Genomic DNA, 26,688 nt, shown 5'->3' on the forward strand with positions numbered 1-26,688 from the left:
GGCTAGAGCTTGCCTGTCACGATGTTGAGCATGCGGCGGAGCGGTTCGGCGGCACCCCAGAGGAGCTGGTCGCCAACGGTGAAGGCGCTGATGTATTCCGGGCCCATTTCGAGCTTGCGGATACGGCCAACGGGAATGTCCAGCGTGCCGGAGGCTGCCACGGGGGTCAGGTCCGCCATGGAGGCTTCCTTGGTGTTGGGGATGACCTTGGCCCACTCGTTGTCCTTGGCCAGGAGGTTCTCGATCTCCGTGACGGACAGGTCTTCGCGCAGCTTGAGCGTGAGTGCCTGGGAGTGGGAGCGCATGGCACCGATGCGGACGCACAGGCCGTCCATGGCGATGTGGTCCTTGCCGGCGGTGCCTGCCCCTGTTCCGAGGATCTTGTTGGTCTCGACTCCGGCCTTCCATTCTTCCTTGGACTGTCCGTTGCCGAGGTCGGCATCGATCCAAGGAATAAGGGAGCCGGCAAGCGGCACACCGAACTGGGTGGCGTCAACGCCGGTGCGCTGTGCGGCCAGGACCTTGTGGTCGATTTCGAGGATGGCGGACGCAGGGTCGTCGAGTTCGCTGCTGACCTCGTTGTTGAGGGTGCCGAACTGGTTGAGGAGTTCGCGCATGTGCCGCGCGCCGCCGCCGGAGGCCGCCTGGTAGGTCATGGAGGTGCCCCACTCCACGAGGTTGTTCTTGAAAAGGCCACCGAGGCCCATCAGCATGCAGGAAACCGTACAGTTGCCGCCGATGAAGTCCTTTACGCCACCTGAAAGGCCGGCGTCGATGACGTCGCGGTTGATCGGATCCAGCACGATGATCGAGTCGTCGTTCATGCGCAGGGTGGAGGCGGCGTCGATCCAGAGGCCGTCCCAGCCACGGTTGCGGAGTTCGCCGTGGACCTGCTTGGTGTAGTCGCCCCCCTGGGCGGTGACAATAATCGGCAGCTTGGCCAGCGTCTCAATATCGAACGCATCCTCGAGCTTGCCGGCCCCATCAGCGAAGGACGGGGCGGCACCTCCTGCGTTCGAGGTGGAGAAAAATACCGGGTTGATGTTGGCGAAGTCGTTCTCTTCCTGCATGCGGTGCATCAGGACAGAGCCGACCATGCCACGCCAACCGACCAGTCCAACGGACGGATTAGCTGCTGTAGTCATTCACCCAGTCTAAACTTTCCGAGCAAACTGCCGCTGTCGGTTACGTCACGCACGCCCTTCGCGACGACGCTCACCTCTCGCCACCGAAGGTCGGGCGGCCGCCAGGCCTAGCTGCCGGCGTGGGGCTCTTGCAAGAGGGCTGCCTTGCGCTTGCGCAACGCGAAGAAGGCGCCGAAGGCAAATATCTGGGTGACCACTACCAGGACGATGATCCCAGCGATCTTGTCGCCACCCAGGATCATGGTGAGGCCAACGATTGCAGAGAGCAGGGCAAGGAGGGGCAGCAGCATATAGCCCAGCACGAACAGGGTTTCAGGTTTTTTCAACATGCTGGCTTTCCTAGCTTTCGTTCCGGCGCCATGTGGTGAACCGGTAGTTTGTGCCGTTCTTGGCAGTGAGCCAGCCCTCGGCCGGCGCCACGGTGTCAAAGGTCCAGTCATCACCGAGCTCGGGCGCGTACGTGTCACCCTCCACATCGGTGTCAATGATGGTGATCACTGCAAGGTTGGCGAGGCCCATGGACTGGCGGTAAATCTCGCCGCCGCCGACAATCCACACCTTCCGGCCGCCCGGCGCGAACTGAGACTCCAGCAGCGCGGCATCAAGGGAGGAAACTACGACGGCGCCCTCCGCCTCGGGCGTGGATGCCCACTTTTCGTTGCGGGTTACGACAATATTGGTGCGGCCCGGGAGCGGCCGGTACTTTTCCGGGAATGACTCCCACGTCCTGCGGCCCATGATGACGGGGTGCCCCGTGGTGATCTGGCTGAAGTGCTTCATGTCTTCGGGCAGGTGCCACGGCATGGCGCCGTCCTTGCCGATCACGCCGGACGTGGTTTGCGCCCAGATCATGCCAATGCCGGTCATCTTGGCCGCGGTTTCCTCGGTGAAGATGACGCCGGGAAGTTGGGCCGGAACGTCGGAAGAAGGAGCGCTCATACAGCGATCGGTGCCTTGATGGTGGGGTGGTGGCGGTAGTCCACAACCTCGAAGTCGTCCAGCGTGTAGTCGAAAATCGAGTCCGGCTTGCGGAGGATCTTCAGCTGCGGGTACTCGTAAGGCTCGCGGCTGAGCTGCTCGGCGACCTGGTCCACGTGGTTGTCGTAGACGTGGACGTCGCCGCCGGTCCAGACGAATTCACCCGGCTCGAGGCCAAGCTGCTGGGCCACCATGCGCGTCAGCAGCGCGTAGGAGGCGATGTTGAAGGGGACGCCCAGGAAGGTGTCCGCGGAGCGCTGGTACAACTGGCAGGACAACTTGCCGTCCGCCACGTAGAACTGGAAGAACGCGTGGCACGGAGGCAACGCCATGTCCTTGAGCTCGGAGACGTTCCATGCTGACACGATGTGTCGTCGGGAATCGGGGTTGGCAGCCAGGTTGGTCATGAGCTCGGAAATCTGGTCGATGTGGCCGCCGTCGGGGGTGGGCCAGCTTCGCCACTGCACGCCGTAAACGGGACCGAGTTCGCCGTCGGCATCCGCCCATTCGTCCCAGATGGAGACGCCCTGGTCCTGCATCCACTTCACGTTCGAGTCACCGCGCAGGAACCATAGGAGCTCCACTGCCACGGACTTGAAGTGGACCCGCTTGGTAGTGATGAGCGGGAAGCTCTCGGCAAGATCGAACCTCAGCTGACGGCCAAAAACGCTGCGCGTTCCGGTCCCGGTGCGGTCCGACTTGTGCGTGCCGTTGGCCATGACATCGCGCAGAAGGTCTTCATAAGGGGTGGGGATGCTCACGAGTCCAGCTTACTTGCCAACCTTCCACGAAGCAGGTCAATGAGCGTTGCGTCACTTACCCCCGCGTCGCGGGCAGTCAGGATCAGACCGTCGACGGCGGCAATCACCGCCTCGTCTCCACCCGCCACGCCGTGCGGCGACTGCGGCGGCCCGACGACGATAGTCCCGTTCCGGCGTCGTGATTCGATCAGCCCGGACTGCTCAAGTTCTTTGTAGGCCCGCGCGACAGTGCCCGCCGCAATGCCCAGGTCAGCGGCCAGGCTGCGGACCGTGGGCAATCGGCTGCCGGGTTCGAGAACCCCAACGGCGATCAGCGAGCTGAGCTGCCGACGGATCTGCTCGTAGGGCGGCACGGGATCTGATAAGTCCAGCGTGATCCCGGCGGTCATTGAGCAGGTTCCCCGAGTTTGGCGGCGCTCACGCGGGGGATGGTCCGGAAGAGGCTGCGAACCGGTGTGATGGCCACGATGCCTGCAACGGCCGCGAGGATTGCACCAGCCATGATCGCGGGACTCGGGCCAATCCTGTCGAACGCCGGAAAGAGGGTTCCCCAAGCCTCGGCGGAGGTGAGAAGCACGGCCGCCGCCTGCCCCAGGCAATACGCTGCGAGCATCCTGACGATCCGGTACATGGTGATGGCTCGCAGCGCCGCGTCCAAGCCTTGATGACCGTCAGATTCGGTGATTCCATGACGTCGGCGCGCGGCAAGGACCGCCAGGGAACCCGCAAATGCGACGACCAGCGACATTGCAATGATCCCTGGCCAGGAGGGCATGGCAGGGAGCAATAGCCTCTGGCCAATAGCCGTCACGGTCACAACTGCGGCGAAAACCAATCCGCTGCCGGCCGCGAAGGAGAGCAGTCCTCGTGAAACAGGCTGGCCGGGCCAATGAATGGGGGCGTTCGCGGTGCCGTAGTTCCGGGCCAACAACAGCTCGCCGCAGGTTATGGCAAGCAGAACCAAGGCAGCCACGATGGCAACGGCTGCCGGAAGCGCAATCGGCCTCAGTACGGGCCCCGGCACGAACATGAAAGAGACCCAACCCGCGAGCCCGGCCAGTCCGCCCACCACACCCAGTGCAGCTCCGGTGGAAAGAGTGAGCCGGACTGCCCCATGGGTTTGAGGATCAGCCCGTATTGAACCGGCGCTGGTGGCCTTTTGTGCGTTGACGAGCGAGGGGAGTTGGGGGACCCGCCACCACCACATGACCAGCAGGACTGCCATGTTGACGATGCCGACGTAATTGAACCAGGACGACTGCCACATGGCTCCAGGGGCTGGCTGAGCGGCGAAGTTCCCGGCGATGCTGGCCAGTCCGGCGGCGATCGTTGCGACAGTCCGCAGTAAACGGTTGGTCGCGATGGAGCGGAGTGCCCTGTTGTCGTCGCCGTTGAGTGTTTCAAGCTGCCGGCGTCGGGCAATGAACACCAGCACCAACAGGGTTCCGGCGGCGAGAACCACCAGCGCCCCGCCCAGCCATGCGGCCAGCTCCCACCCGGGAATCCTGCCCTCCTGCCCTTGGCCCCTGTATCCGTTGTCCGAAGGTGGTGCCTGTCCTGGAGGAGTCGGCAACACCGGAGTATGGCCCGGAAGCGCGGCAACCCAGGCGATGACCAGGGCTGCAAAGACGAAAACCGCCGCTGTGGTCCAGGCAAGTTTGCGGGGGAGGAAGTCCCTGATCCGGCGGACCGTCAATTCGGCGTACCTGCGGGGTGCCTTGGGTGCCGGATAGCTTAGTTGACCCAACGCATGGACGGTGAGGCAGGCAAGAATCGGCCAGGCGAGGGCGCCGGCGATTTGCCCCGAAGCTGTTGGCGCGCTTGGGCCCGTGGGGTTCACGGTGAGGATGCCGGTGTTCATGGCGCCTTGCAGCGAACTGGCCATCCACCCGATGATTCCCACCCAGAGGCCGTGCGAGGCAACGGATTCAGCCTGCGGCTTGGACCACACCTGCATCCTCAGGAAGAGGTAAACGATGACTGCGCCCACAACCGGGCCCAGGAGTAACAGCGGTGGCAGGCTCAAAAACACGTCAAAGACCCCCAAGTCTTGGTATCAAAATGCTTGATCTCAATGTATCAAGTATTTGATACAAAAGCCTTGGGGGTCAACAACCTGACGAGCTAGTCGTCGAAAGGCTTGACCTGTTCAACGGACACAATCTTCCGTTCGGATCCCCTTGCCACCTGGCACACGATGACCTCGCCGGGAGAAAGGTAGGGGTCCGCTGTAGGAAGGACGGCCCGCAAGGCCTGCGACATGTGCTGGCCCAGCTGTTTCAAGGCCGTAGGCAACGCGGGGCGATGAGTGCAGACGGCAATGGGCACCTGCTTGTCGAACAAAGCCTCAACGGCCGCAGCCGTCTTCTTGGGAGAGCGTTGATGGTTGTGCTCCGTGAGGGCTTCAACCAACTTCACCTTGGCGCCGCTCGACTTGGCGTAGGGCGCGATGGTGGCCACGCACCGCGTCCACGGGCTGGTGACGACGCGCTGGGGCTTCCACACTTCCAGCAGTCGCTGGACTGCAACCGCCTGCCGCTGCCCGGTGGCCGCCAGGGGGCGGTCACCTTCGGCCTTGGTCCACGAGGATCGGGGCTTGGCTTTGGCATGGCGGATCAGGACCAGCGGCCACGTGTCCAGCTCACCTCGGACGTGGGCCTTCTCAAGGTATTCGAGGGGTTCCACATCCGTGGGGTTACTGAGGTATTTCGCTGCCCTGTCAGGGCTGCACCACATGACGCTGTCCACTTCTTTCCCGTCCGGGCGAAGCTGTGCTCCGTTGACCTTGACGGCCCAGTACCGGACGACCTTCAGGCCCGCGCTCACGTGGTAGTGAATGGGCGGAAGAGGTATCCCGAGCGGGGCCCGGAGGCCGATCTCTTCCCACACCTCCCTGGTGGCGCATTCAGGCACTGTTTCGCCGGGGTCCAGTTTTCCTTTCGGCCAGGACCAATCGTCGTAACGCGGACGATGGATCACGAGTACTTCGAGCGCACCTTTGACGATGCGCCACGGAATGGCACCGGCGGCCACGACGGCCACCGGCTCACCGGGGTGGTCTGTTTGATCCGCCACGGGGGTATCGCTGTTCAATTGGTTCCTTTACCGCCGGGCCGATGCACGCTGACGTGAGCGTGACTCCAAGAGCCAGGACTGCATATCCAGCAGTGGCTTGCCGTCGTCGTCCAAGTGGTGACGTGTCCAGTGGCCTTGGTTGTCCAGGTGCCAGCTCGCCGTTCCATCGTCCACGTACCGGCGCATCAGGTCCATGACCGTTGCGGTATCTTCCTTGCTGGCCAACTGCACCAGGGCTTCCACGCGCCGGTCCAGGTTGCGGTGCATCATGTCTGCGGAGCCGATGTACACCACCGGCTCCCCGCCGTTGGCAAAAGCGAAGACGCGTGAGTGTTCCAGGAAGCGGCCCAGGATGGAGCGGACGGTGATGTTCTCACTGAGTCCCGGCACGCCTGGCCGGAGGGAGCAGATGCCGCGGACCACGACGTCAACCTTCACGCCTGCCTGCGAAGCACGGTAAAGGGCGTCGATGATGGCTTCGTCAACCATGGAGTTGACCTTGATCTGCACACGCCCCGGCACGCCGGCGCGGGCATTGCGGATTTCCGTTTCGATTCTGTCCACCAAGCCTGCACGCACAGAGCGCGGGGCCACCAGCAGCCGCTTGAACGTGGACTTTGGTGCATAGCCGGAGAGCTGGTTGAACAGCTTGGACAGGTCTTCGCCCACCTGCTCGTTGGCCGTGAGCAAGCCAAGGTCCTCGTAGTAGCGTGCAGTGCGCGGGTGGTAGTTGCCGGTGCCGATGTGGCAGTAGCGGCGAAGGCCATCCACTTCCTGGCGGACCACCAAGGACAGCTTGCAGTGCGTCTTCAGGCCCACGATGCCGTACACCACGTGCACGCCGGCCTGTTCCAGCTTGCGTGCCCAGGAAATGTTGGCCTGCTCGTCGAAGCGGGCCTTGATCTCGACGAGGGCCAGCACCTGCTTGCCTGCCTCTGCGGCATCGATCAATGCATCCACGATGGGGGAGTCGCCGGACGTCCGGTACAGGGTCTGCTTGATGGCCTGCACTTTGGGGTCCGCTGCTGCCTGCTCCAGGAATGCCTGGACGGAAGTGGAGAACGAATCGTAGGGGTGGTGGAGCAGGATGTCCCGGCGCCGCATGGCTGCGAAGACATTCGCGGCCTTGGACGTCTCGGACTCGTTGAGGTACCGCGAGGTGTGCGGCACATGCTTGGGGTAGTGGAGATCGGCGCGATCAATCCCGCTGATCGCCGACAATCCCCGGAGGTCCAGGGGCGCCGGTACGGAGTAGACCTCGGACTCTTCGACCCCAAGCTCCCGGATGAGGAGTGCCTTGATGTTCGGGTTGATGTCAGTGGTGACTTCCAAGCGAACGGGAGGGCCGAACCGGCGGCGCAGCAGTTCCTTCTCCAGGGCCTGCAGGAGGTTCTCGGCGTCGTCCTCTTCTACTTCCAGGTCCTCATTGCGGGTGACACGGAAGGTGTGGTGCTCCAGTACTTCCATGCCGGGGAACAGCTTGTCCAAGTGGACGGCAATGACTTCTTCCAAGGCGATGAACCGGGCTACGCGGCCGGGGATGGCGCCTGCGCGGGGTCCGTCCACCGAGATAAGGCGGGGGAGCTGGTCCGGAACCTTCACGCGGGCGAAGAGTTCCTTATCGCTGATCGGATTGCTGACGATCACCGCGAGGTTCAAGGACAGGCCCGAGATATAGGGGAACGGGTGTGCCGGATCCACGGCCAGCGGCGTCAGGATGGGGAAGACCTTTTCCTGGAACATGATGCTGATCCGGTGGCGGGCGTCCTCATCGAGTTCGTGCCAGTGCATGATGTGGATGTGTTCGTAGGCCAGGGCCGGGCGGATCTGCTCGGCGAAGACCCGTGCGTGGCGTTCCTGCAGCTTGTGGGCCTCGTCGCCGATCTGTTCCAGCACCTCGATGGGGCTCAGGCCCGCGGGGGACGGCACGGCAAGCCCAGTGGCGATGCGCCGCTTCAGGCCGGCTACGCGGACCATGAAGAACTCGTCCAGGTTGGACGCGAAGATCGAGAGGAAGTTCACGCGCTCCAGGAGGAAAAGGTCAGGGTCCTCAGCGAGCTCGAGCACGCGGGAGTTGAAAGCCAGCCAGCTGAGTTCGCGGTCCAGGAAACGGTCCGGTGAAATGTCGCCTTCGGGTTCAAGGCTGGGCGCGAATTCAGGGATGTCGATGCGGTCCTGGGTGGCTCGCGAGGCCGGCACTTCCGACGAGCCGAAGCGTGGAGGAAGCGTTGCTCCCTTCGAAGTGGATCCGGCGGTGCCGACGGGGTCCGGCTGCATGGGGCTCTCCTAAGCTCAGGACTGGGTTTCCTCCCACATTACAAGCAATTGCGACGCCCGAATCCAAGATGTCCCCGGCTTTCCGTCGGAGGATCTGCCAAGGTTAATTTTCTGTTAAAGGTCCATACATCACATCGGTGTCCCAGCGGACGAAGCCGAGCTTCTGGTAAAGGGCCACGGCGGCCTGGTTGTCGGCATCCACGTAGAGCATGACTGCATGCAGGCCCTTGTCCTGCAAATGCCTTATCCCCGCAACCGTCAATGCCTTTCCCAAGCCCAGGCCTTGCGCGGCAGGGGTTACGCCTACAACGTAGACCTCGCCGATGGCCGGGTGTGCTCCTTGCTTCGGATGGACCTTGGTCCAGTGGAATCCAAGCAACTCACCGTCGGCATTGACGGCCAGGAGGAAGCCCTCTGGATCGAACCAGTCTTCTGCCTTGCGCGCTTCGAGGTCCGCCAGCGTCATCGAACCCTGTTCAGGGTGGTGTGAAAAAGCCGATCGGTTGGCCGCCAGCCAGGCCTGCTCATCCCGGCCCGGTGCGAACGTGCGGATCGAGACTCCGTCCGGGAGCCCGGCGTCGGGCAGCGCGGAGGCCGAAGACATGAGCCGCATCTTCCACAGTTCCCGGACCGGCGCGTAGCCGAAGCGTGTCGCCAACTCCGCCGCGGCCTCGTGGTTGCCGTGCGACCAGGCACTCAAACCGCCAAGGCTCCGCTTGCCCTGAAGGGCACCCAGCAACCGGCTGGCCACGCCTTGGTTGCGGTAACTGGGGTGGACGGCGAGTTCCAGCACGCCGGTTGCGTCGGGCGCTTCAACCACGACGGCGATCCCCGCCAGGTCTTCTCCGGTGGCAGGATCCGAGTCCTCGTCTGGAGCATAAAGAGCGAACGACAGGACGGAATGGTCACCGGCGTCTGCGCCGCGCAGCATCACCATGGTCTGTTCCGAGAGCGGAGGATTCCCATCGGATTCCTCAGCAGCGGCGGCGAGGGTCTTGAAGTCCTTGAGGAGTTCTGGGTCCAAAGCGCCAGTGATCATCAGTACGGGCCAGTTTTCCGGATGCGCGTGACTCATGATGCAAGGCTATACGTCCCGTGCAAGCGGTCACCCAAGCCCGGCGCTGTCGGATTTGATGTCTGCGCAGTTCAGCGGTAGTCTCGGTATCTCGTTCGGCTCAGCGGCTCGTCCGCACAAGTCAGCGCAGGGGGGATCCACCAGTGGGGTGGCCTCGATACGTTCGACCCGTATGTCCTCCACCAGGAAATGAAGAAGAGGCCAGGATCCATGGGGATCCTGGCCTCTTCTTTGCTTTGTCGTAAGGGCCTGCCGCTCAGGCTTCCGTGAGTTCGTCGTCCGGCAACCGGACGAGAGTGAGCCGGTAACCGACGTTGCGGACCGTGCTGATCAGGTTTTCGTGGTCTACGCCGAGCTTGGCCCTAAGCCGCCGGATGTGGACGTCTACGGTGCGTGTGCCTCCGTAGTAGTCGTAGCCCCAAACCTCGGTGAGCAGCTGCTGGCGGGTGAACACGCGGCCCGGATGCTGTGCCAAATACTTCAGTAGTTCAAACTCCTTGAACGTCAGGTTCAGGGGCTGGCCGCTGACCCGCGCGGTGTAGCTCGCTTCGTCAATGACGACGCCGGCGGCCCGGATTTCCGTCTGGGTTTCCTCTTCGCCCGGTACAGCCCGCGCCATGGCAAGCCTGATGCGGGCTTCCACTTCCGCGGGTCCGGCCGAGTCCAGCACGATGTCGTCCACTGCCCACGCGGAGGACACGGCAGCCATGCCGCCTTCCGTGAGGATCAGCATCAGGGGAGCGCTCAGTCCGGTTGCCTTCAGGAGTTGCGTCAGCGAACGGGCACCCACCAAGTCCTTGCGGGCATCCAGGAACACGATGTCCGTGGGATCCGTTTCGAGCAGGGCGGTGGGTTCTGCCGGGAGGATGTGCACGCGGTGGTTCAGCAGCTCCAAGGCAGGCAGAATGTCCACCGAAGAGCCGGTGCTGTTCGTCAGGAGCAGGATGTGCGACATAGTTCCTCCAATGGGCTTTTACGCGCATCATCGGGCGTCGAAACCGGAGTCTCACCGGTCGGTCACAGCGCAGCGGCTGCCCCTGCCCGTTGTAACGGGATGAAGGCGGACACAGTGCGTCGTTGAAGTCTGAGTATACCCATCAGTGCCCTGCGACACATGGATTCGTGACGGGCTGACGCCGGAATTACGACATATTGGGCCGGCTTAAGGCAGGATTGTCGAGAGGTCGTAAGGCGCATCGGATTGAGGTCGGGCACACAGTGAAGTCTTGGAGCATCGGGGTATTCGGACTCGTGGCGCTCGCGGTCATCGTTGCCAGCACCTTCATTTCCCGTGAAGCCATGGTGGGCGTGGGCATCGCGGCGTCCGCAGCCGTAGGGATCGGCTGGCCCCATTTCCTTGGCGTTCCAGCCAAGAAGACGTTGGCGTCGGTCATTGGATTGGCCGGTGCCGGTTCGGCAGTGACTGCCGCCTACCTGCCGGCCCCGGGATTCCTTGACGGAACGCCCGCTTTCGTAGCTTTGGGCGTGATGTCGGTATTCATCGTCCAGTTGGTCCGGGGTACCGGGCAAGCCCAGCGCCTGGAATCAACTCTCGGATGCTGTGCCGGTGTGCTGCTGAATTGCCTCGGTGCCGGCTGGATCGCCAGCGCCCGGTTCAACGGCGTCAAGGAAATGGTCCTGGTAGCCGGGCTGAGCGCGGCGGTTGCCCTGCTTGTGGGGATCATCCGCTGGCCCGACAGGATTGTGGCGCCCCTTGGCGTGGTGATGGCAGGGCTTATGGGACCGTTGGCAGGCCTGGTATTTTCGGATATCGCAGTGCTTCCCGCGGCATTGGTGGGCGTCGTTGTCGGTTCCGTTTTGGTCTCTTTCCGACGCATGACCACTCTGCGGCGGGGGCGCCTTAACCTTCCAGCTGCGGTGGGAATGGGTGTGGCCCCCGTATGGGCTGTGGGAGCCTTGGCGTACTTCATCGACAAACTACTGATCTACTAACGGTTAGGATGGCATCATGTCTGTACTCGCATTTGAAATCTTCTTCCTCGTCCTCCTTGGCCTGGCAAGTGTTGCCATGGCATGGTTCGCAGGTTTTGTCGTTTACCGCCTCTTCCAGGGCCAGAAGTAAGCCTTCTGGTCCTGCAGTCCAACCGAGGTAGTCGTTGTGCCTATTGAGATACCAACAGACCTGACGCCTGAACTCGTCCCGCTTTCCTGGCTCATTGGTGAGTGGGAAGGCCGCGGACGGCTTGGCAGCGGGGACGAGGATTCGGAACATTTCGTTCAGCACGCCTCCTTCACCCATAACGGTCTTCCGTACCTGCAGTACAGGGCCGAGACCTGGCTGAGCGACGAAGCCGGCGCGAAACTGCGTCCGTTGACGGTCGAGAACGGGTTCTGGGCATTGGAGCGGAAGCTCCAGGAAGGCGACGGCGGTCCCGGGCTTATCCCGGCCGACATCGTCCCGGTGCTCAAGACCGCCGATGACGTGGAAGAACGCCGTAACGAAGACGGCGGCTTCGACATCTCCGTGTCCATCGCGCACCCCGGCGGCATTACCGAGCTCTACTACGGCCAGATCAAGGGACCCCAGATCCAGCTGAGCACCGACATGGTGATGCGGGGCAGCCACTCCAAGGAGTACACGGCTGCCACCCGGATTTTCGGTCTGGTTGACGGGAACCTCCTCTGGCGTTGGGATGTCGCCGCCAGCGGCAAGGCACTCGAAGCACACGCCTCGGCTTTCCTCCACAGGGTTTCCTGACACGAGGCCTCACTTTTTCGTTCCGCACGCAACCAGCAGAAGGAGCAGATAGTGAACAACAACCTCAAGCCGGGAGGCTACGAGGGCCTCAAGGCCGTCTTTTTCAACGGCACCCTTAAGCCATCGCCTCAGCCCAGCAACACGGACGGCCTGATCCGGATCAGCCGCGACATCATGGAAAAGCAGGGCGTCACCACACGCCTGATCCGGACCGTTGACCACGACATCGCCAGCGGTGTGTACCCGGACATGCGAGAGCATGGGTGGGCAACGGACGCCTGGCCGGAGATCTATCCGCACGTCCGCGAGGCCGACATCGTGGTGGTTGCCGGTCCTATCTGGCTCGGTGACAACTCGTCCCAGACCAAGAAGCTCATCGAGCGGCTGTATGCGCATTCCGGGGAGCTGAACAGCAACGGGCAGTGGGCGTTCTATCCCAAGGTGGGCGGCTGCCTCATCACCGGCAACGAAGACGGCATCAAGCACTGTTCCATGAATGTGCTGTACAGCCTCCAGCACATCGGCTTCACCATCCCACCGCAGGCCGACGCCGGGTGGATTGGTCCGGTGGGACCCGGACCGAGCTATCTGGACGAGGGTTCCGGTGGCCCGGAGAGTGATTTTACTAACAGGAACACGACCTTCATGTCATGGAACCTGTTGCATATGGCCAAGCTCTTGAGGGATGCCGGCGGCATCCCCGCTTTTGGCAACCTGCCGGAGGAATGGAAAGCGGGCACCCGTTTTGATTTCGAAAATCCGGAATACCGCTAAGCCGTAAGGACTTCTACTACATATGACTTACACGAGCCCTCTGTTGTCGCGCCCTGGCGCAGTCGAGGACACCGGCCTTGATGCCGGCGTCGCGGCCCACTATGGCGAGCCGCTGCGGGAGCAGCGCGCCCTCGCCGCCGGTACCGCCGTCGTCGACCTCTCCTACAGGGGAGTGGTGACAGTTTCCGGACCCGACCGCCTCAGCTGGCTCAATACGCTCTCCTCACAACAGCTCACCAACCTGCAGCCCGGTGTTTCCAGCGAATTGCTGCTGCTCAGCGTCCAGGGCCGCATCGAGTTTGATGCCAGGGTCATTGACGACGGTGAAACCACTTGGCTGATCGTTGAGGCGGCCGAGGCTGCTCCCTTGGCTGAGTGGTTGAACAGGATGAAGTTCATGCTGCGCGTCGAGATCGAGGATGCGTCTGAGAAGTGGGCCGTGGTGGGCGCCACCAAGCCGGTGGAGCAGTTGTCCTCCAGCTTGGTCTGGGAGGATCCCTGGCCGCATGTTGGCGCTGGCGGCTATGCGTACAGCATCGTGTCCGAAGAGTCGCATCCGGGGCTGGAACGGCCGTGGTTCGAGTACCTGGTCCCTGCCTCGGAGCTTGAAAGCAGCGTGGACGGCCTGCCGCTCGCGGGCGCAATGGCCGCAGATGCCCTGCGCATCGCAGCCTGGCGTCCCCGGCTTGGCGCCGAGACCGACGAGAAGACGATTCCCCACGAACTGGATCTCCTGCGCACCTCGGTCCACTTGAACAAGGGCTGCTACAAGGGCCAGGAGACCATTGCCCGCGTCCACAATCTGGGTCACCCGCCGCGGCGCCTCGTCTTCCTCCAGTTGGATGGTTCGCAGCATACCCTCCCAGCGGTTGGCAGTGTTGTATTTGCCGGAGAACGCAAGGTGGGTAATCTGACATCGGTGGCGCAGCACTTCGAAATGGGACCCGTGGCTCTGGCCGTGGTCAAGCGTTCCGTTTCGGCGGAGGAAACCCTGACGGTGATGGATGGCGAGGAAGCCTACATCGCTGCCCAGGAAGTGATCGTCGCCCCCGACGCCGGCCAGGTAGTCGGGCGCCAGACCGGATTCCTGAAGGGACCCCATCGATGAGCCAACCTACCTCCCCCGAGGCCTCCAGCCCAGGCCCGGGCGCCGACGAAGAAACACTGGCGCTGGCCCACGCCTTGTTTGATGCCGCCCGCGAAGGGGACACTGACCTGCTGCGCGGCTACTTGGCTGCCGGGGCCCCCGCCACCTTGACCAATGCCGCCGGAGACTCCCTCCTGATGCTGGCGGCTTATCACGGGCACGAAGAAGCAGTTCAGTTGATCCTGCACCATGGCGCGGACGCCAACGCCGCGAACGACCGTGGCCAGACGCCGCTCGCGGGTGCGGTTTTCAAGGGATACACGGGAGTGGCCAGGGTGCTGCTGGATGCGGGAGCAGATCCCGACGCCGGAACTCCCAGTGCGCGTGAGGCAGCCACCATGTTCGCCAGGAACGAGATTTTGGCCCTTCTGGGCTAGAAGCCGGTTGGTTCAGGGGAGCCCGGTCGCTGTGGCGGCCGGGCTTTTCTTGCATCTATATATTCCACGTGGAATAGTTGTGGTGGAATATATGACTCGTGGAAGGGGATGGTTGTGGCCAAGGCCGTTGAGTTGACGCCGTTGGGTGTCGCATCCTTGGCGTTGCTGGCTGAAGAGCCCATGCATCCTTACGAGATGTACCAACTCCTCATGGCCCGCCACGAGGACCGCTTGGTCAAAGTCCGGCCCGGAACGCTCTACCACGCCATGGGCCGGCTCGAGGAAAACGGGCTCGTGGAGGCCACGGGCACGGAGCGTGAAGGAAACCGTCCCGAGCGCACCACCTACCGGATCACCGACGCCGGTCATGAGGCCCTTGATGCGCGGCTCCAAGCCATGCTGTCCACGCCCGTCAACGAGTATCCCCAGTTTCCGCACGCCATCGCCGAGGCACACCACCTTCCCAGGGGCGTGGTGATGGATCTTCTGGAACAACGGGTGGTGGCCCTGGTGGCCGATCTCGACTTCCTGATCCGTGCCGAGGCCGCGGTGACGGCGAAAAGCCTGGAACGCAAGTTCTGGATTGACATCACATACCAACAGGCCATGCGCCGCACTGAGATCGCGTGGATCCGCGATCTCCTTCAGGAGTTGGGCACTGGGCATCTGCCCTGGGATGAACCCCGGCCAACTCCACCCGAACTCCCACACACGCCAAAGGAATCCCTTGGAAAACGTAGCTAAGCCATGGCCCGCGCTGTGGTCACTCGTCGTCGGCTTCTTCATGATCCTTATCGACACCACCATCGTGTCGGTCGCGAATCCGCGGATCATGGAGGGCCTGAACACGGACATCAACGCCGTCATCTGGGTCACCAGCGCCTACTTGCTGGCCTACGCAGTGCCGCTGCTCATCACCGGCAGGCTGGGTGACCGCTTCGGTCCCAAGAACCTGTACCTGATCGGTCTTGTGGTCTTCACGCTGGCCTCATTGTGGTGCGGCCTGTCCGGTGACGTCACCATGTTGATTGCCGCCCGGGCCGTCCAAGGCCTGGGTGCCGCCATGATGACGCCCCAGACCATGGCCGTTATCACCCGCATCTTCCCGCCGGACCGCCGAGGTGCCGCCATGGGGCTGTGGGGCGCAACGGCCGGCATGGCCGTCCTTGTGGGGCCGATCCTTGGCGGTGTCCTGGTGGACAGCCTGGGCTGGGAGTGGATCTTCTTCGTCAACGTCCCCATCGGCATCGTGGCGTTCATCCTGGTGACCCGCTTTGTACCGAAGCTGACCACGCACAGCCATACCTTCGACATCGTTGGCGTGGTGCTGTCCGCCGTCGGCATGTTCCTGCTGGTCTTCGGGATCCAGGAAGGCCAAACGTACAAGTGGGGGACCGTCAATGGAGTGATCACCGTGTGGGGCCTGATCATCACCGGACTCGTCGTCCTGGTTCTCTTCGTGGTTTGGCAGTGGCTGCTGGAGCGCCGCGGCGGGGAACCGCTGCTTCCACTGGGGCTCTTCAAGGACCGGAATTTCTCTCTGGGCAACACCACCATCATGGCCGTCGGCTTCACGGTGACCGCCTTCCCGCTGCCGACGATTTTCTACTACCAGACCGTGCGCGGCCTGACACCGACGCAGTCAGCACTGCTGATGATCCCCATGGCAGTCATTTCAGGTGCCCTTGCTCCGTTCGTAGGCAAGCTCATCGATCGAGCCAACCCGCGGTACTTTGCGTCCTTCGGTCTGGTCTGCATGGCCGGAGCGTTGTTCTGGACTGCAGCCTTGCTGGGTCCGGACACTCCCATCTGGATGTTCCTGTTGCCGAGCGCCCTGCAAGGTATTGCGAACGCGTTTATCTGGGGACCGGTATCGAACGCGACCACCCGCAACCTTGAACCGCGCCAGGCAGGTGCGGGTTCGGGTGTCTTCAACACCACCCGCCAGATCGGTGCTGTCCTTGGCTCCGCGGCCATCGCCGCACTCATCCAGTCACGGTTGGCAGCGGAACTGCCGGCAGCGCCCGCCGGAGCACCCGTGGGAGAAGCGTCCATGAGCGGAGTCTTGCCGGAAGCACTGCACGCAGGGTTCTCGACGGCCATGAGCCAGTCCATTATTTTGCCTGCCTGCGCGATTCTGCTGGGCGCAATCGTTGCACTGTTCTTCGGCAAGCCGAAGTCGGTGAGCGGTTGGGGCGAAAGCAACGCATCTTCGGAGGCGCCGCTGCCGGAGGCCGCAACTCAGGATGCAGCCCGAAAGTAGTCGGTACTGCTCAGCCGAGCAGGACGCTCGCGTGGAGCCCGCCCGTGGCGAAGCCAAGGCTGCGGGCCATCGCGAGTGCACCTGTGTTGCTGACATCGGCCTTCCACTGGAGGGTCAGGCCGGCTGCCAGGGCTTCGTGTGCGGCGATGGAAGCGGCGAGCTTTCCCAAACCGCGCTTGCGCCACGGCGGAGCCACCAGGACCCCCATGTTGGCGAGGATGCCCTCCCACTCGGAGTAGGCTCCGCAGGCCACGGGGGTGGGTTGTTCCTCTTCGGGATGCATGATGGTGAAGCGGTGCTCGAGGCCTTGCAGGCCCACCTCATTGACGTCGTCTGGAGGGCATAGTCCTTCGAGGCTGATGGCTTCCGGGTTTCCGCGGGACACCGTGAGCTCTTCGGACGGTTGTTGGAGCGGCAGGTCGTCAGCGAAGAACAATGCCGAGGATCCCAGCCCGTGTCCGCCATGGGAACGGGTCAGCGTAAGAAGCGTTACATGCTGGGCCAGCTCGGTATCCGGGACACCTGCGGCCGCGTCGAGTGCCCATTGCGGACCCACAAGGGCCGACACCCCAAACAGCCGGAGGAAGACCAAAGCCCGCGCGGATTCGTCCACGCGGGTGATGCGGTTTGGAGGGCCGCCCGGGTCCGCCGCAACTGTGGCGAGGCCGGCTGCTGCGTGGGCGAAAGCGTCGTCGTCGAGCCCCAAATGGCGAGCCCACGCCAGCTGGATGATGGCAGCGGACGTGGGCTCAAGAGTCATGGTTTCAGCCTAGCCGAACAGTACCGACGCTTCGTCGTAACGGTGCTGCGGCACGGTCTTGAGCTTGCCCAGCGCCTCCTCGAAGCCCACGTGGGAAATATCCGTACCCTTCAGGGCCACCATGGTGCCCCAGCGGCCGTCCACCACGGAGTCGATGGCTGCCATGCCCAGGCGCGTTGCGAGGACACGGTCATAGGCCGTGGGCACGCCTCCGCGCTGGATGTGGCCGAGGATCGTGGCACGGGTTTCGATGCCCGTTCGGGCTTCGATTTCAGGGGCCAACTGGTCTGCGATGCCACCCAGGCGCGGGCGGCCGAAGGTGTCCAGTCCACGCTCCGAGTGTGGGGATTCCATGTGGTCCGGAACAAAGCCCTCGGCCACTACCACCAGCGGCGCGCGGCCGCGGTCGTGGGCTTCCTTGACCCATTCGGTGATCTCTTCGATGCTGACCTTCTGCTCCGGGATCAGGATGGCGTGGGCGCCGGCGGCCATGCCGGCGTGCAAGGCGATCCAGCCCACGTGGCGCCCCATGACTTCGGCGATCATGCAGCGGTGGTGTGACTCGCCCGTGGTGCGGAGGCGGTCGATGGCTTCGGTCGCGATCTGCACGGCGGTGTCGAAGCCGAAGGTGTAATCAGTGGCGTCGAGGTCGTTGTCCACGGTCTTGGGGACGCCGACGATCTTCAATCCAGCGTCCGTAAGTCGCTTCGCCGCTGCGAGGGTGCCTTCGCCGCCGATGGCAATGATGGCGTCGATGCCCAAGCGTTCCATGTGGGCCTTGATGACATCCGGACCGCCGCCGTTTTCGAACGGGTTGGTGCGCGAGGTGCCCAGGATGGTGCCACCTTGCTTGGCGATGCCGCGGACCATGGTGCGGGGGATGTCGATGACATCACCTTCAACAACACCGCGCCATCCGTCGCGGAAGCCCACAAATTCCTGCCCGTGGATGGCGATGCCCTTGAGGACTGCTCCCCGGATCACTGCGTTGAGGCCGGGGCAGTCGCCACCGCTGGTAAGAATGCCAATTTTCATGTTTGCTCACTCATGGCTTGGAGGAATACGTGCAGAGCGCCACGCTGAGCTCCCAACGATTGTAGACGGCGATGTGGGGTGGGACACAAACGGTTACTTTTCGACCCGGCTGTGCGGTAGTGGAAACCTGGCCGAAAACAGCCGAAGCGCCCCGCCTGCATCAGGCGGGGCGCTTCGTTGGGTTGTCGAGCCGGGGTCCGGCGCTAGCGGGAGCGCTGGCTGATGAAGGACTCGAGCGCGATCTTGTTGTTCTGGTCCGGCAAGAGGAGCCAGCCCAGGATGTAGACCACGAATGCCGGTCCGGGCAGCAGGCAGAAGAGCAGGAACGCGACGCGGACATAGGCCACATCCACCTTGAGCTTTGCGGCGATTCCTCCGCAGATACCGCCCAGCCAGCGCTGGGGTCCACGCTTAAGGCCGAAGCCCCTGACGATGCTGAAGAACTTGTCCATGGCTACAGACTTCCCTGTTGTGCTTGCTTTGTCACTTTGTTGTGGTCGGTTTGCGGGAACCCTTGCGGGCCGCCAACAGTCCGCCGACCACCAGGGCCGCTCCCGCACCGATCATGAGGCCGATCAGCACGTACGTTCCGTCCAGGGCAACCCAGCCGAGAGTGGAGATGACGATCAGTGCTGCGAGGGCCACCACGATCAGGCCCCACACGACGGTGCCGATCCGGGCCGGCCGGGGTTCGTCGTCGTCGGTGTGTTCCACCGTGAAGCTTGGCTCCAATGGCGGCGTGAGCGGGATCTGCTGGAGCCGCGGTGTCGGCAGCGGTTCCGTGGGACGAACGGTCTTGGGCAATGATTCCGTGGGACGGGTTTCCTGCGGCAACGGAGTCGTGTCGCTGCCGGCCTGGCGTGCGTCGTCTGGCTCGTTGGTGTTCATGGTCAGTTTCCTTCCTGGATGGTCACGTTGCTGAACGTGCCGTCGATCTCCACCACGAGGTTGGCTCCGGGTTTTTGGGTGTTGTACATGGTGCGGTCGTCCTGGAGCCGGCCGCCGCGGTCATTGCCGCGTTCGTTGAGGTTGCCGAAGGTCATATCGGCCCGGACTTCCACAGGAACGTCGTCCGGGATGATGACGGTGACGTTGCTGGCAGTGGCATCTACCGGAATCAGGACTTCGGAGACCAGCGGCGGTGTCAGGGTCAGTTCGCTCAAGTCCACTACGCCTTTGGCTCCAGTGACATCGACGCCCTGCCGTGCCTGTTCCAGGCTGGTGGGTGTCCACGTGACGTCGTGGAACGTGAAGCGGTCACCATTTCGGGGAATGACGTTGAAGATTCCTCCAATGATCAAAGCCACTACGGCAAGGAAGCTGAGGAACCCTGACGTCCGCCCTCGGAGGCCCGCTACCAGAATGCCCAAGCCAAGTACTGCTGCTCCCGTAGCCCAGACCACGGCGTTGGCTGAGTTGCCCAACTCAATGACGTTCCCGGCGTCGAGAGCCTTCAATGTCCCGCCGACGAGCAGCGCAGCACCGGCCGAAACCGCGACGATTGCCGATCCCGGCCCTTTGCGCTTGGGTGCGGCGGGCTTCGGGTACCCGCCTTGCGGGGGAGTGGGACCGTACGGCGGCCGTGGCCCCGATGGGGTGAAGGGCCCGGACGGGCCGTAGCCATGGCCGCCGGAAGGGTTGGGCCTTCCCTGGTGCTTGGTTCCGGGTTGGCCCGCACCGTAGACGGGCACGCCGGCATTGGTGCCGGACGGCGCGGGGACTCCGTAGGTGGTGGTCCCGTATGTGGTGGTCCCCGGTGCTGTTGCGGCCGCGTAGTTCTGCTGGTTCATGGGCCGTGCATCCTTCGAAGCCTTGTTGCGTTGGACAAGGAAGTAGATGAGGTAGAAGACGCCGCCCATCCAGAACAGAGTCCAGAAGAGCCCCGGCAGGCCGTTCCAGCCCCAACCCCAGAATCCGCGGCCCAGGCTCGGGAGCCCGATGATGGTGGTGATCAAGGCCCCGGTCATGCCGCCGGACCATCTTCCGGCCGCGGCCTCCTGGACGTGGATGCGGCCGTCGGGTTCGGGCAGCAGGGCCCACGCCAAGCCGTACAGCAGAACGCCGACGCCGGCGAAGAGCGCCAGGACGATGAAGATGCCGCGGACGATCAGCGGGTCAATGCCGAACCGGTGGGCCACGCCGCTGGACACGCCGCCGATCCACCGGTCCGGTCCGCGCCGGATGCCTTGGTTGCGGATCCAGTCGAAGAAGTTCTGCTGGGGCGCTGCTGGTGCCTCGCCGGAGGGCTGGTAGCTGCCGGTGGCGGGACCGGGGCCCGCGGGGGCACCGGCTGCCGGTTCCCCGGGCGTCCCGGAAGCGGCACCAGCGGAGGCGCCGGAAGCAGCGCCGCTCGTGGCACCTTGGGAGGCGCCGTTGGTGGCACTGGAGCCGGTTGCGCCGGCGTTGCCTGGCGTTCCGGGTTCCTCTGGGTTCATGCTGTTCGCGTTCATACTTCGATCCTGCCGTCCGGGCTGCCCTGCGCTCTACTGGGGGATACCCTGAATGATCCCTGAGAGACCCCCGAACAACGCCGGTTTCCGGTCCGGGGCACCCTGATCCATGTTTGGATTGATACATGACAACCGCTGTACAACGCCCCACGCTGGTCCGCAGCAGCGACCGCATGATCGCGGGCGTCTGCAGCGGATTGGCCGATCATTTGGGGTGGCCGGTCAAGTATGTCCGGCTGGGCATGATCCTGGCCTGTTTCGCGGGCGGGGCCGGCGTTGCGTTCTATGCGTGGCTGTGGACCATGGTTCCCACTGCCGATGAAAGCGCCAAGCGCAATGCCCGCCGGCCGGCGTCGCCCATTGCTCCTGCCGTGAGCCTGCCGCCCGTCCCGGGTGCCGCCGGGACGTCAACAGCGTACGACGCCGGACCCGCGCCGGCGGCGTTCGGCGGACCGCCGGTGGCAAACGCCTCAGCGGCCCGTGCCTCGACAGCGGGCCGGACGACTGGTGCTACGAGCGAATCGCCCGGCGCCACGCGGGGCACGGATTCGGACTCCTGGCAATCAAGTGCGTTGGCCTCCTGGTTTACTTTCCGGCGGATCCAGTACGGCAAGGAAATCCTGCTCGGTGCGGGACTGCTTTTGGTGGCTGCCATCCTGATCGCGCGCCAGTTCGGCGTGGACGTTCCGTTGGGGACCCTGATTCCCGCCGCTGCCATCCTGGGCGGAGCAGCGATTGCCTGGATGCAGCTGGATGAGACCCGCAGGGCCGGCCTGGTGGATAAGACCAAAGCCGACCAAGCCGGTGGTTGGGTCCGGCTCGCTGCCGGGCTGGCCTTGGTGGTTGCCGGTGTCCTGGTGATGGTGTCCGGTTCGGGGTCCTGGGAACAGACCTGGCTGGCACTGCTGGCCTCGGTTGCCGTCTTGGGCGGCGTGGCCCTGGTCTTGCTGCCATGGGGGCTGAAGTTTTGGAAGGACCTGGAAACCGAGCGCGCGGGCCGCGTACGCGAGACCGAACGCGCCGAGATCGCCGCACACCTGCATGACTCCGTGCTGCAGACGTTGGCACTCATCCAGCGGAGGGCGGGCTCCGAACAGGACGTTGTCCGGCTGGCGAGGGCACAGGAGCGCGAACTCCGTTCCTGGCTCTTCAGTGATGCGGCCAAGGAAGCGGGCCTGCTGGCAGAGCGCATTAAGTCGGTGGCCGCCGAGGTCGAGGACGCACACGGCCACGCCGTCGAGGTGGTGACCGTGGGCGATACGGACATGACGGACCGGCATGAAGCCCTGGTCCAAGCGGCAAGGGAAGCCATGCTCAACGCGGCCCGGCATGGCGGCGGGACTGTCTCTGTGTATCTTGAGAGCACCGCCGGCAGCACGGAGGTCTTCATCAAGGACCGGGGCCCGGGCTTTGACCTCGACGCCGTCCCCGATGACCGGCTGGGCGTCAAGGAGTCGATTATCGGCCGGATGAAGCGCCACGGCGGCACCGCAGTCATCAACAGCAGCAGCGACGGAACGGAAGTCCGTTTGGCCCTTCCGTCCTTGAGCGTGGACAACACTGACGTGCGCACCAGCGAAGTGCGGAATGGAGAAACGAAGCAATGAACAATGGCGCTGGCACCGGAGAGGGACGCAAAGTTCGAGTCGTGATCGTGGATGACCACACGATCTTCCGCTCCGGCCTCAAAGCGGACCTCGACGAACGCATGGATGTTGTGGGTGAGGCCGGAACAGTGGAGCAGGCCATCGCGGTCATCGCTGAAACCGGACCGGAAGTGGTGCTCCTGGACGTCCACCTTCCCGGGGGTCTGGGCGGCGGTGGCCGTGAAGTCATCGCCGGGTCGGCTGCGCTTCTGGGCTCGACGAGCTTCCTGGCACTTAGCGTGTCCGACGCCGCCGAGGACGTGGTCTCGGTGATCAGAGCCGGTGCCCGCGGCTACGTCACCAAGACAATCTCCGGAGCGGAGATCTCTGACGCTGTCATCCGCGTAGCCGACGGCGACGCCGTGTTCTCCCCGCGTCTTGCCGGATTCGTGCTGGACGCCTTCGGCACGGCCCCGGCGGACATCGCCGACGACGAGTTGGACCGGCTCTCGGCCCGCGAATTGGAAGTCATGCGGCTCATCGCCCGCGGGTACAGCTACAAGGAAGTTGCCAAGGAGTTGTTCATCTCCATCAAGACCGTGGAAACGCACGTCTCGGCAGTCCTCCGGAAGCTCCAACTTTCCAGCCGCCACGAACTCACCAAGTGGGCTGCCGAGCGCCGCCTCCTCTGACCCCTCTCTCACTTCCCGCGGGCTTGAGCCGGACGCTCTCTCACTTCCCGACACTTAAACGAAAACGCTCTCCCACCTGCACGTGGAAGAGCGTTTCGCGTTGGGCGGGCTATTTGGCCTTGCCCAGGAATGCCTGGATGCGGCCGACACCTTCAGCGAGGTCGTCATCGCCAAGTGCGTAGGAGAGCCGCAGGTAGCCGGACGGGCCGAATGCTTCACCAGGAACCACGGCAACTTCCACTTCATCAAGGATCAGGGTTGCCAGTTCAGCCGAGGTGCCGGGGCGGACAGGACCATTCGCCGTCTCAAATTCCTTGCCCAGCAGTCCGCGAACGTCCGCGTACACGTAGAAGGCGCCGGTCGGCGTCGGGCATTCAACGCCTTCGATCGCGTTCAGCCCGGCGACAATCGCCTTGCGGCGGCGGTCGAAGGCCACCTTCATCTCGTCGACGGCGGTCAGCGGACCCGTGAGGGCAGCGGCAGCGGCGATCTGCATGATGTTCGAGACGTTGGACGTCGCGTGCGACTGCAGGTTGGTGGCTGCCTTGATGACATCGGCCGGGCCGATCATCCAACCGACCCGCCAGCCGGTCATTGCATAGGTCTTGGCCACGCCATTGAGGATGACAACTTTGTCGCCAAGTTCCGGTGCGGCAGTGGCGATGGAGGTGAACTCGACGCCGTCATAGGTGAGGTGTTCGTAGATTTCGTCTGTGACCACCCACAGGCCCTTGGACGCTGCCCATTTGCCGATCTCCGCAACCTGCTCCGGGCTGTACACGGCGCCGGTGGGGTTGGACGGGGACACGAACAGCAGGATCTTGGTCTTGTCCGTCACCGCGGCTTCAAGCTGCTCGACCGTTACGAGGTAGCCCTGCTCCGGTCCGGCGAAAACCTCCACGGGAACACCGCCGGCCAGGCGGATTGCTTCCGGATAGGTGGTCCAGAAGGGCGTGGGAATGATGACTTCGTCGCCCGGGTCAACCAAGGTGGCGAAGGTGTTGTAGACGGCCTGCTTGCCGCCGTTGGTCACCAGGACCTGGGAGGGATCAACCTGGTAACCGGAGTCCCGCAGGGTCTTGTCCGCAATGGCCTTCTTCAGCTCGGGCAGGCCCGCGGCAGGGGAGTAGCGGTGGTACTTCGGCTGGCTGGCGGCCTCGATGGCGGCCTGGACGATGTAGTCCGGCGTGGGGAAATCGGGTTCGCCGGCACCGAAGCCGATCACGGGTCGCCCCGCGGCCTTCAGTGCCTTGGCCTTGGCGTCAACGGCAAGGGTGGCGGACTCGGCAATGGCTGAGATTCGCTGTGAAATGCGGGCGGCAGTTGTTCCGGCAGACATCTATGTACCGTTCTTCGCAGGCAGCTCATGGGCTGGATGATGGGATTCGACGTAAACTACCTTATGCTGTTCTGCGGAGCTCCCGGGCGCCTGCAGAACAATGTGACTGATAATGCTGCTCACACTGATCTGTAAGGGTTTGGAAGGTCCGGAATGAGCCGGTTCGACTATCGCGAAATTCTTGCGTAGACTGGTTCACCGGTGTTGAAAAGCACCGCAGGCTGAAGTGCGGCCTGAAACATGGATTCGATCCATAGGGTAGTGGCGCAATTGGTAGCGCAGCGGTCTCCAAAACCGCAGGTTGCAGGTTCGAGTCCTGTCTGCCCTGCGCAAGCTGTTCCGGCGGAAACGCCGGAGCACGCGCAGCAACCATGGCTCTGATCAGAGTCGGGTCAACGACTTTTGCAAGGTGAGTGAGGACCAGGTGACCGAAACGGCTGCTAGCAGCTCAAAGGGCCGTCCCGCCAAGAAAGCCGATCGCGGCTTCTTCGCCCGTATTGCACTCTTCGTCCGCCAGGTCATCGGTGAACTGAAGAAGGTTGTTGCACCCACCCGCAAGGAACTGATCAACTACACGCTCGTGGTGCTGGTGTTCGTCGTCATCATGATGCTCATCGTCACGCTGTTGGATCTGGCCTTCGGTACAGGAGTCAGCTGGGTCTTCGGTGGGTCAGGCGCTACGGACCGCTAAGCGGATCTGTCCGCAAACTGTGTGAAATTTCTTGGTAAGTCAAGGATTTTGCGGGGTTTGCGGAATTGAGCCATTTAAATAGGCATGTTAGGCAATGAGGAAGCAGGAGACCAAGTGTCTGAGCAGGAGCTCGAGGTAAACGAGACTGAGCTGGAAGAAACTGAGGGCGCCGCAGCTGAGGTTGTGGAAGAGTCCGAGGTCGATTCCGCTGCGCCCGAATCTGCTGACGTCGACGTCGAGGACTCCGAAGAGGATTTCGAAGCTGACGTAGACGACGAGTCTGATGACGCGTCCGACGCCGAGGACGCAACTGAAGAGTCCGACGCCGATGGCCTCGCCGCCGCTGCTGCCGCAGCGCCGGCCGACCCGGCTGACGAATTCAAGGCCAAGCTGCGCCGCCAGGAGGGTGACTGGTACGTCATCCACTCCTACGCAGGTTATGAAAACCGCGTGAAGGCCAACCTTGAGACCCGCATCCAGACCTTGGACATGGAAGATTACATCTTCGAGATCCAGGTCCCGATGGAAGAGGTTGTCGAGATCAAGAACGCGCAGCGCAAGGTGATCAACCGCGTTCGCATCCCCGGCTACGTTCTGGTCCGCATGGACCTGACTGACGCATCCTGGGGCGCCGTTCGTCACACTCCGGGTGTCACCGGCTTCGTGGGCAACGCCCACAACCCCGTCCCGCTGCGTCTCGATGAGGTCTTCTCCATGCTCGCCCCGGTCTTCGAAGAAGAGCAGGCAGAGCAGGGCAAGCCGGTCAACAAGCAGAACCAGGTTCCCGTGGCCGTCGACTTCGAGGTCGGCGAGTCCGTCATCGTCAAGGAAGGTCCGTTCGAGACCCTCCCGGCAACGATCTCCGAGATCAAGCCCGAGTCGCAGACCCTCGTGGTGCTCGTCTCGATCTTCGAGCGCGAAACCCCGGTTACGCTCGCATTCAACCAGGTCACCAAGATCTAGCTGAATCCCACAAGAATTCGCTCCTGCCGTGCCCGCTTAGCAGGACAGGAGCGGCCGGTCGCCTTGCCATGGCGGCCACCAACCTGAGACGCGCTCCTGTGTCCCAGGAAGCTATTGAGAGAAGGACCCTACATTGGCTCCCAAGAAGAAGGTCACCGGCCTCATCAAGCTGCAGATCCAGGCAGGTGCCGCTAACCCGGCCCCGCCGATCGGTCCTGCGCTCGGCCAGCACGGTGTCAACATCATGGAATTCTGCAAGGCGTACAACGCTGCAACGGAATCCCAGCGCGGAAACGTTATCCCGGTTGAAATCACGGTCTACGAGGACCGTTCCTTCACCTTCATCACCAAGACCCCGCCGGCTGCAGAGCTCATCAAGAAGGCTGCAGGCGTCGCCAAGGGTTCAGCTACCCCGCACACCGTCAAGGTTGCCAAGCTGACCCAGGCACAGGTCGAAGAGATCGCTTCCACCAAGATGGAAGACCTCAACGCCAACGACATCGCGGCTGCTGCCAAGATCATCGCAGGCACTGCCCGTTCCATGGGCATCACCGTCGAAGGCTAATAACAGCCTTCATCCG

At 63.3% G+C, this 26,688-nt stretch carries 28 protein-coding genes and 1 tRNA gene; 13 read left to right on the forward strand and 16 right to left on the reverse strand.

Annotated features, from left to right (window positions below):
* Nucleotides 1–2: 2 nt before the first annotated feature.
* From asd to ACFRJ9_RS20945, 10 genes are all read right to left on the reverse strand, one after another.
* On the reverse strand, nt 3–1,145 hold the full coding sequence (gene asd, locus ACFRJ9_RS20900; RefSeq protein ID WP_377672020.1) for an aspartate-semialdehyde dehydrogenase: 1,143 nt from the start codon (nt 1,143–1,145) through the stop codon (nt 3–5).
* A gap of 107 nt (nt 1,146–1,252) precedes the next feature.
* Nucleotides 1,253–1,474 carry an NF038396 family protein gene (locus tag ACFRJ9_RS20905; protein WP_377672023.1) on the reverse strand — a complete coding sequence of 74 codons (222 nt, stop codon included), beginning with the start codon at nt 1,472–1,474 and terminating at the stop codon, nt 1,253–1,255.
* 10 nt (nt 1,475–1,484) lie between these two features.
* Nucleotides 1,485–2,084, reverse strand: a complete 600-nt coding sequence (locus ACFRJ9_RS20910) for a dihydrofolate reductase (RefSeq protein ID WP_377672025.1) — start codon at nt 2,082–2,084, stop codon at nt 1,485–1,487.
* On the reverse strand, nt 2,081–2,884 hold the full coding sequence (locus ACFRJ9_RS20915; protein ID WP_011775634.1) for a thymidylate synthase: 804 nt from the start codon (nt 2,882–2,884) through the stop codon (nt 2,081–2,083). Before ACFRJ9_RS20915 ends, ACFRJ9_RS20910 begins: the two co-directional genes overlap by 4 nt.
* A complete protein-coding gene (locus tag ACFRJ9_RS20920) occupies nt 2,881–3,273 on the reverse strand; it encodes a GntR family transcriptional regulator (RefSeq protein WP_377672028.1) in 393 nt (130 codons plus the stop codon). Before ACFRJ9_RS20920 ends, ACFRJ9_RS20915 begins: the two co-directional genes overlap by 4 nt.
* Nucleotides 3,270–4,916: a hypothetical protein gene (locus tag ACFRJ9_RS20925; protein ID WP_377672031.1), complete on the reverse strand. Its 1,647-nt coding sequence runs from the start codon at nt 4,914–4,916 to the stop codon at nt 3,270–3,272. The genes ACFRJ9_RS20920 and ACFRJ9_RS20925 overlap by 4 nt, the downstream gene beginning before the upstream one ends.
* Before the next feature lie 92 nt (nt 4,917–5,008).
* Nucleotides 5,009–5,977, reverse strand: a complete 969-nt coding sequence (locus tag ACFRJ9_RS20930; protein WP_377672033.1) for an NUDIX domain-containing protein — start codon at nt 5,975–5,977, stop codon at nt 5,009–5,011.
* A gap of 9 nt (nt 5,978–5,986) precedes the next feature.
* Nucleotides 5,987–8,236 carry an RNA degradosome polyphosphate kinase gene (locus ACFRJ9_RS20935; protein ID WP_377672036.1) on the reverse strand — a complete coding sequence of 750 codons (2,250 nt, stop codon included), beginning with the start codon at nt 8,234–8,236 and terminating at the stop codon, nt 5,987–5,989.
* Nucleotides 8,237–8,339: 103 nt separating this feature from the next.
* Nucleotides 8,340–9,311, reverse strand: coding sequence for a mycothiol synthase (gene mshD / locus ACFRJ9_RS20940; protein WP_377672038.1), 972 nt, complete (start codon nt 9,309–9,311; stop codon nt 8,340–8,342).
* Nucleotides 9,312–9,567: 256 nt separating this feature from the next.
* Nucleotides 9,568–10,266, reverse strand: a complete 699-nt coding sequence (locus ACFRJ9_RS20945) for a winged-helix domain-containing protein (protein ID WP_377672040.1) — start codon at nt 10,264–10,266, stop codon at nt 9,568–9,570.
* Between the two features lie 263 nt (nt 10,267–10,529).
* Between ACFRJ9_RS20945 and ACFRJ9_RS20950 the strand changes: the two genes are divergently transcribed.
* The 7 genes from ACFRJ9_RS20950 (at nt 10,530) to ACFRJ9_RS20980 (ending at nt 16,591) form a co-directional block, all read left to right on the forward strand.
* Nucleotides 10,530–11,264 (forward strand): permease, encoded by a 735-nt coding sequence (locus ACFRJ9_RS20950; protein ID WP_377672042.1) that lies wholly within the window; start codon nt 10,530–10,532, stop codon nt 11,262–11,264.
* 166 nt (nt 11,265–11,430) lie between these two features.
* Nucleotides 11,431–12,030, forward strand: a complete 600-nt coding sequence (locus ACFRJ9_RS20955; RefSeq protein WP_377672043.1) for an FABP family protein — start codon at nt 11,431–11,433, stop codon at nt 12,028–12,030.
* Nucleotides 12,031–12,081: 51 nt separating this feature from the next.
* Complete coding sequence (locus ACFRJ9_RS20960) at nt 12,082–12,804, forward strand: flavodoxin family protein (protein WP_377672046.1); 723 nt, start codon at nt 12,082–12,084, stop codon at nt 12,802–12,804.
* 22 nt (nt 12,805–12,826) lie between these two features.
* A complete protein-coding gene (locus ACFRJ9_RS20965) occupies nt 12,827–13,912 on the forward strand; it encodes a YgfZ/GcvT domain-containing protein (RefSeq protein ID WP_377672049.1) in 1,086 nt (361 codons plus the stop codon).
* Nucleotides 13,909–14,328: an ankyrin repeat domain-containing protein gene (locus ACFRJ9_RS20970; protein WP_377672051.1), complete on the forward strand. Its 420-nt coding sequence runs from the start codon at nt 13,909–13,911 to the stop codon at nt 14,326–14,328. The genes ACFRJ9_RS20965 and ACFRJ9_RS20970 overlap by 4 nt, the downstream gene beginning before the upstream one ends.
* 114 nt (nt 14,329–14,442) lie before the next feature.
* Entirely contained in the window at nt 14,443–15,072 is a 630-nt protein-coding gene (locus ACFRJ9_RS20975; RefSeq protein WP_377672053.1) for a PadR family transcriptional regulator, read from the forward strand.
* Nucleotides 15,056–16,591 (forward strand): DHA2 family efflux MFS transporter permease subunit, encoded by a 1,536-nt coding sequence (locus ACFRJ9_RS20980; protein WP_377672056.1) that lies wholly within the window; start codon nt 15,056–15,058, stop codon nt 16,589–16,591. The genes ACFRJ9_RS20975 and ACFRJ9_RS20980 overlap by 17 nt, the downstream gene beginning before the upstream one ends.
* 10 nt (nt 16,592–16,601) lie before the next feature.
* Here ACFRJ9_RS20980 and ACFRJ9_RS20985 read toward each other — a convergent pair whose 3' ends face one another.
* The 5 genes from ACFRJ9_RS20985 to ACFRJ9_RS21005 all read right to left on the reverse strand — a co-directional run bounded on the left by ACFRJ9_RS20985 (nt 16,602) and on the right by ACFRJ9_RS21005 (nt 20,836).
* Nucleotides 16,602–17,351, reverse strand: a complete 750-nt coding sequence (locus ACFRJ9_RS20985; RefSeq protein WP_377672059.1) for a GNAT family N-acetyltransferase — start codon at nt 17,349–17,351, stop codon at nt 16,602–16,604.
* Nucleotides 17,352–17,360: 9 nt separating this feature from the next.
* Nucleotides 17,361–18,386: an ATP-dependent 6-phosphofructokinase gene (locus ACFRJ9_RS20990; protein WP_377672061.1), complete on the reverse strand. Its 1,026-nt coding sequence runs from the start codon at nt 18,384–18,386 to the stop codon at nt 17,361–17,363.
* Between the two features lie 203 nt (nt 18,387–18,589).
* A complete protein-coding gene (locus ACFRJ9_RS20995; RefSeq protein WP_377672063.1) occupies nt 18,590–18,838 on the reverse strand; it encodes a PspC domain-containing protein in 249 nt (82 codons plus the stop codon).
* A gap of 31 nt (nt 18,839–18,869) precedes the next feature.
* The gene (locus tag ACFRJ9_RS21000) at nt 18,870–19,274 is read right to left on the reverse strand and encodes a hypothetical protein (protein WP_377672066.1); all 405 of its coding nucleotides are present in this window, start codon (nt 19,272–19,274) and stop codon (nt 18,870–18,872) included.
* 2 nt (nt 19,275–19,276) lie between these two features.
* Complete coding sequence (locus tag ACFRJ9_RS21005; protein WP_377672069.1) at nt 19,277–20,836, reverse strand: PspC domain-containing protein; 1,560 nt, start codon at nt 20,834–20,836, stop codon at nt 19,277–19,279.
* Between the two features lie 125 nt (nt 20,837–20,961).
* Between ACFRJ9_RS21005 and ACFRJ9_RS21010 the strand changes: the two genes are divergently transcribed.
* Entirely contained in the window at nt 20,962–22,443 is a 1,482-nt protein-coding gene (locus ACFRJ9_RS21010; RefSeq protein ID WP_377672071.1) for a PspC domain-containing protein, read from the forward strand.
* Nucleotides 22,440–23,114, forward strand: coding sequence for a LuxR C-terminal-related transcriptional regulator (locus ACFRJ9_RS21015; protein WP_377672074.1), 675 nt, complete (start codon nt 22,440–22,442; stop codon nt 23,112–23,114). The genes ACFRJ9_RS21010 and ACFRJ9_RS21015 overlap by 4 nt, the downstream gene beginning before the upstream one ends.
* A gap of 109 nt (nt 23,115–23,223) precedes the next feature.
* On the opposite strand, the gene ACFRJ9_RS21020 is transcribed toward ACFRJ9_RS21015, so the two are convergent.
* The gene (locus ACFRJ9_RS21020) at nt 23,224–24,453 is read right to left on the reverse strand and encodes a pyridoxal phosphate-dependent aminotransferase (RefSeq protein WP_377672076.1); all 1,230 of its coding nucleotides are present in this window, start codon (nt 24,451–24,453) and stop codon (nt 23,224–23,226) included.
* A gap of 255 nt (nt 24,454–24,708) precedes the next feature.
* Here ACFRJ9_RS21020 and ACFRJ9_RS21025 point away from each other — a divergent pair.
* From ACFRJ9_RS21025 to rplK, 4 genes are all read left to right on the forward strand, one after another.
* Nucleotides 24,709–24,781: transfer RNA gene (locus ACFRJ9_RS21025), tRNA-Trp, on the forward strand.
* An 81-nt stretch (nt 24,782–24,862) separates the two neighbouring features.
* Nucleotides 24,863–25,144 (forward strand): preprotein translocase subunit SecE, encoded by a 282-nt coding sequence (gene secE / locus ACFRJ9_RS21030; protein WP_377672079.1) that lies wholly within the window; start codon nt 24,863–24,865, stop codon nt 25,142–25,144.
* A 114-nt stretch (nt 25,145–25,258) separates the two neighbouring features.
* Nucleotides 25,259–26,107 (forward strand): transcription termination/antitermination protein NusG, encoded by an 849-nt coding sequence (gene nusG, locus ACFRJ9_RS21035; RefSeq protein WP_377672082.1) that lies wholly within the window; start codon nt 25,259–25,261, stop codon nt 26,105–26,107.
* Between the two features lie 133 nt (nt 26,108–26,240).
* The gene (gene rplK / locus ACFRJ9_RS21040) at nt 26,241–26,672 is read left to right on the forward strand and encodes a 50S ribosomal protein L11 (protein ID WP_166183617.1); all 432 of its coding nucleotides are present in this window, start codon (nt 26,241–26,243) and stop codon (nt 26,670–26,672) included.
* The last annotated feature ends 16 nt before the right edge of the window (nt 26,673–26,688 follow it).

It is taken from the genome of Paenarthrobacter sp. NPDC056912, from assembly GCF_042786555.1.
Classification (GTDB): domain Bacteria; phylum Actinomycetota; class Actinomycetes; order Actinomycetales; family Micrococcaceae; genus Arthrobacter.